The sequence below is a fragment of the Arthrobacter sp. CC3 genome, from assembly GCF_039907775.1.
Lineage (GTDB): Bacteria > Actinomycetota > Actinomycetes > Actinomycetales > Micrococcaceae > Arthrobacter.
This window is the reverse complement of sequence record NZ_JARCCY010000089.1, coordinates 1-5,206: the sequence shown is the minus strand read 5'-3', so window position 1 is coordinate 5,206 and position 5,206 is coordinate 1. Positions and strand designations below refer to the sequence as shown.

5 protein-coding genes are annotated in these 5,206 nt (G+C 59.4%); all 5 read right to left on the bottom strand.

All coding sequences use genetic code 11. The features are described 5' to 3' along the window. Positions 1-453 precede the first annotated feature (453 nt). Positions 454-1,644, bottom strand: coding sequence for an acetyl-CoA C-acetyltransferase (locus PV761_RS24020; RefSeq protein WP_347900025.1), 1,191 nt, complete (start codon positions 1,642-1,644; stop codon positions 454-456). Continuing rightward, a complete protein-coding gene (locus PV761_RS24015; protein ID WP_347900024.1) occupies positions 1,637-2,539 on the bottom strand; it encodes an acyl-CoA dehydrogenase family protein in 903 nt (300 codons plus the stop codon). The genes PV761_RS24020 and PV761_RS24015 overlap by 8 nt, the downstream gene beginning before the upstream one ends. Beyond that, positions 2,536-3,666, bottom strand: coding sequence for an acyl-CoA dehydrogenase family protein (locus PV761_RS24010; RefSeq protein WP_347900023.1), 1,131 nt, complete (start codon positions 3,664-3,666; stop codon positions 2,536-2,538). Before PV761_RS24010 ends, PV761_RS24015 begins: the two co-directional genes overlap by 4 nt. Before the next feature lie 346 nt (positions 3,667-4,012). After that, complete coding sequence (locus PV761_RS24005; RefSeq protein ID WP_347900022.1) at positions 4,013-4,363, bottom strand: SDR family oxidoreductase; 351 nt, start codon at positions 4,361-4,363, stop codon at positions 4,013-4,015. After that, on the bottom strand, positions 4,360-5,206 hold an 847-nt coding region (locus PV761_RS24000), incomplete at its 5' end, for an alpha/beta hydrolase (RefSeq protein WP_347900021.1). The genes PV761_RS24005 and PV761_RS24000, both read right to left, overlap by 4 nt.

Here is a 5,206-nt window from a genome sequence, read left to right as displayed (position 1 = left end):
GCAGGCGTTGCCGCCACCCTCGTCTCGCGACCCAACTCGGCCACAATGCCAATACGTGTCACGTTCACTCTCCCTCAAACATGTAATATGCCCTATTGGCTGGATTCCGCAGCCGGGCACAACTGACTCTTGTTGCTTAACTCGGGTCGTCACCAAGAGGGTGACGGTCCCCTGGACCTAACGCCTAGTAGCGCGCACAATGAGCGGCATCGCAGACCGGCTGCCACGCGGGTCGATGATGATACTGCAGCAAGCCGAGCTGCCAGCAAAGTTTCGTACGGCTGATAGTTAAAGCTCGGACCGTCCGAGTCCAGTGAACGGAGTACCTCGCGAAGTCGTTACATCGCCGTGGCTGATGGGGAACCCGAAAGGCAAGCTTGAAAATCTATCAATGGAGTCCAACACTCGTGGGTCGTTGAGCTCCTGGAGCCTTGGGTTGGGGCCACCACCGGTTTAAGGCTCCAGGAGCTCAACGATCATCGCCATGCCTTGGCCACCTGCCACGCACATTGTCTGGAGTCCGTATTTCTTGTTGTGCCAACGGAGGGAGTTCAGGAGCGTAGTCGTAATGCGTGCCCCGGACATTCCGAAGGGGTGTCCCAAAGCGATTGCCCCGCCATTGACGTTGACCTTCTCAAGGGGGAAGCCGAGTTCCTTGTAGGAAGGGATGACCTGGGCAGCAAAGGCCTCGTTGATCTCGACCAAATCAATGTCATTGGCCGTTAGGCCTGCGACCTTGAGAGCCTTTCGGCTCGCTTCAACCGGCCCCAGTCCCATGATCTCCGGCGACAGCGCGGAACTTGCTGTGGAAAGTATTTTGGCCAATGGCCGAATTCCTAGCTCATTTGCGCGGTCAGAGCTCATGATGATCAATGCGGCAGCGCCGTCGTTGAGGGGGCAGGAATTCCCGGCGGTGATGGAGCCGCCCTCGCGAAAGACGGGTTCAAGTCCCGATAGACCCTCCAAGGTGGTGCCAGGCCGGGGGCTGTCATCACGGTCGATTCTTGTTCCGTCTGGAAGGCGGACCGGTGTAATGTCCGCGTCCCAGAATCCTTCCGTCTGACGCTGGGCTGCAAGTTGCTGGCTCCTAAGGGAGAACTCGTCCATTTCGGAACGTGTCACGCCATGGATACTGGCTACGTTTTCCGCTGTTTCACCCATGGAGATGAACGCGTCGGGGACCCCGCCGGTCTCGCGGGGATCGGTCCAAGGGCTAATGACCGGTCGGGAAACGAATATGGGGTTCCGTTGTTCCGGCGTGGGGTCGGGGGACGCAACACGCGAAACCATTTCCAGCCCCAGCGACAGGAATATCTCTCCATCACCGGACCGAATGGCTTGATCTGCCATCCGCGTAGTCTGCATGCTGGAAGCGCAGTATTTATTAACGGTGGTGCCGGGAACGTTGTCCAGTCCGAGCAGGATGGGCAAGAGTCGAGCCAGATTACCACCCTGTTCGCCAGCCGCCAGACTACATCCAAGAAGCACTTCGTCTATGTCCCGAGGGTCCAGCTGGGGCACCTGCGCCAACGCGGCATTCGATATTTGAAGCAGGATGTCATCGGCGCGCAGGTCCTTCAATGACCCTTTGAAGGCTTTGCCAATAGGAGAACGTGCGGTGGCGACTATGACGGCTTCACGCATGCTGTTCACGCAGTCCCTGGATGATTTCTCGTACGGCCAGCATGTGACGCAAATAGAAGTGGAGCCCCATTTCCCACGTGAATCCAAGCCCTCCGTGGACCTGGAGGGCCAACTCGGCAGCCTTGATAGCCTGATTCACCGCAAATGCAGACCCTCGAAAGGCCTCTTCTTCCTGCGTGCTTGCCCAAATTGTGGCAGTCTCGCCCATTTCCACAGCAATCAAGGCGTTGGCGAGATGGTGTTTGACGGCTTGGAACGAGCCAATTGGCTTCCCGAACTGCTTGCGTTCCTTCGCGAAGGCCACCGCATCGTCCAACATGCGCTCGGCGGCGCCGACCGCCTCGGCCGCGAGAACCACGGCGATCTCACGGGCAGCTACAGGCGACAAGGTGGATTCGACATTCGCTTCGATTCCGCGCAGCGTGATAGCTAGGGTGTCCTCGACCGCTCCGGGCCGTCCGCTGGTGACAGACTCGGCAGCTGACCCGAGACCCGCCAATATGGGTGTAGTTGGATCTTGACCGAAAGGGATGTAAGAGGTCCCGGCTGGAAGCGTGGCTGACGGAAGTGCAAGGGTGACCGGTCCGTCGATGCCGCGGGCCACCACTGAATGCCGCTTGGCCAAAATCGTGGCTACCAGCGGGAGTTGGATGCACCCACGCCCCCACGTTCGGGCCACATCTACGAGGTCCCGGAGCGTAGCGCCTTCGCCGTCTTCAACGATTCCGATCTCGTCCCATCCTCCCTCGGCGATAAGGTCCCAAGACAGCGGGGTGGGCCCTTCAGCGTACGTTGCTATGTTGCTATTGCCGGTCGCATGAAAGATGAGGTCCTTGATGGCCTCGCTCGAGATCTGTCCCAGCTCTCCTGCAACAGTGGTGATTGAATTGTTCATCGCGGCAGCCTCAGTACTCGTTCGGAAATGATGTTTCGCTGGATTTCGTTGGTTCCGGAATAGATACTCACGGCTTTAGATTCCAAATATTGGTTTCTCCAGTGTTCCCGGTCCCCGGGCACCATCGCTCGTAGCCCGAGGCGGGCGACATCTTGCCACAGCTCGCTCCAAAGCACCTTGAGAATTGAGACTGCCCGCCAGAACTCGCTGCCATGGCCCGACTCGAGGTCGACAACCTTGGAAAGCTGCCAGCGGAGCAGCTCCGTTCGGATGTCGAGGTCCTCGAGTTCGCCGGCCAATTCCGGACGGCCAGCGCACGACGCAAGTAGCAGATCCATATCTGCTCGGATTTCCACGTACCGGGTGGCAGTCTCGGTGCCACCCCGCTCGTCCGTGAGCACCTTCATCGCGATGGCCCAGCCGTCGCCTTCTTCTCCGACTCTGTCGTCTTCGGCGACAAACGTGTCTTCGAACTGCACTTCGGCGAAGTGTACGGCGCCAGAGATCTGTTTGATGTCATTGACCAGAACGCCCGGCTGATTCATGTCGACTAGGAACATCCCGAGGTTCTTATACCGCGGAGCCCCTCGATCTGTTTGGGCAAGGACCAGGCAACGGGAGGCGTGCTGGACGAAACTTGTCCACGTCTTGCGGCCAGAAATCAGATACCCGCCTTCGGTCTTTCTGGCGATTGTCGAGACCCCGGCCAAGTCCGACCCGGCACCGGGCTCAGAGAATCCCTGGCACCAGACCTCTTCGCCGCTGAGGATTTTAGGCAAGTACTTGGCTCGCTGGGCCTCTGTCCCGTGCGACACCAGCATGGGGGCCGTGAGAATTTTGCCCACCCGCGCCAATCCATCCGGGGCCTGAGCTTTTGCCGCCAGGACGTGAAACACGACCTCTTCCGCGAGTCCAAGTCCTTGCCCTCCGAACTCTTTCGGCAGCCCGAGGCCAGCGAACCCCCCGGCGCTTAGTTGGCGGTCCCATTCACGCCGGAATTCGTCGGCTTCTGTGTTGCTCAGGGCGCCCCGGTGTTCGCGCCATCGGGTGGGAACATTGGCAGCCAGCCAAGCCTCGGCCCTAACCGCGAAGTCCTCAACCGCGTGGGCGTTATCGTCGCTATTCATTGCATCCATCCTCTCAACCAAACGGTTGGTCGATTAATTGTCTATGACTATAGTAGCCGCAATTTCACAGGAATCTGAAGAGTCTCTTGAGATTCCTTTTACCTGCCGGTCCAGGACGGCTCGGAAGCGCTCTCAACCTGTCATTCGACGCGACCTCCACAGCAGCACTAAGCAGGCGTTGCTTGCTGTTGGGGGCACCGTCGGCCGGGAGGACCGCTGACGGTCACCGAAAAACTGGACAACGCCACGCCACCTGTTGCACACCTTTTTCGGGCTCCTGGAACGGCGGGCGTGCCGGTGCTCAATTTCCCGCAGCCATAGGGGCTGCCGACGGCTCCCCGCCACTTCAGATCGCCGTGTAGCCGCCGTTGACGGAGTAGTTAGCTCCAGTCACGAATGACGCGTCGTTTGACGCAAGAAAACTAACGACCGCCGCAACTTCGGCTGAGCTGGCCAGGCGTGCTATCGGATGCTTTGCCGCGAGGACGTTCTTCTGTGCGGTGCTACGGGACGAAATCGTGGTATTGACATATCCCGGTGTGACCAAATTGACGCGTACACGACGGCCGGCATATTCGACCGCGGCCGTCCGGATAAGTCCGAGTATGGCGTGCTTGGCTGCCGTGTATGAGGAGGCGCCGGGCAACCCGACAAGTGATCCGACTGAGCCCATGTTGATGATCGATCCGGCCGTCACACAGATGGTCCATGGTTGAGATGGGTACGCACGAAATCTCCGATGACAGTGAGGCTGGCGCCTGCTTGATCAAGCATCGGGAAAAATGTCCAGATATGGACCATGCCTTCAGTCAGGGACAATTCTACGGATCCGCCGGCAGTTCGGACGCTTTCGGCGAATCGTACCGAGTCGTCGCGAAGCACCTCCGAGTTGCTTGCCAGAAGCAGAACCGGCGGAAGATCATGGTGCTCACCCCATACCGGTGAGCAGTACGGCGCTTCGTGGGGATCGGTGTCGCCGATGTAGACCTTGCCCATGTTGACGACCATCGCACGGTCGATCAACGGATCGCTCTTCGCATTAGTGATGGCTGATTCGCCCTCGCCTGCGAGATCAAGAAGCGGGGAGATTGCGACGCCGGCGGCCGGGCGCGGGTCCCCAGCGTCGCGCAATGCCATCAGTGTTGCCATGGCGAGACCGCCTCCCGCTGAGTCTCCGCTGATCACGATCTGAGACGGCGCCCACTGGTTCAGCGCCCACAGGTAAACGGTTCTGGCGTCTTCTACAGGTGCCGGAAAAGCATTCTCAGGCGACAGTCGATAGTCAGGCACAATGACCCCTGAGCCTGTTGCCGCAGAAAGCCGGTATGCGAAGTTTCGGTAGGCCGAAGACGATCCCATCACATAACCGCCGCTGTGGAAATGCAGGATGATGCGGTCCTCCCGGGAGCCTGGGGCCGACACTTTTAGCCCGGCAACCCCATCAGCATCGACCGGCTCCGTATGGGCGTCTGCTGGGAGATCAAATGCGGCGGCCATTGTTTCAAAGCCTGCGCGCCAGTCCTCAATGGGGGCGCCTACC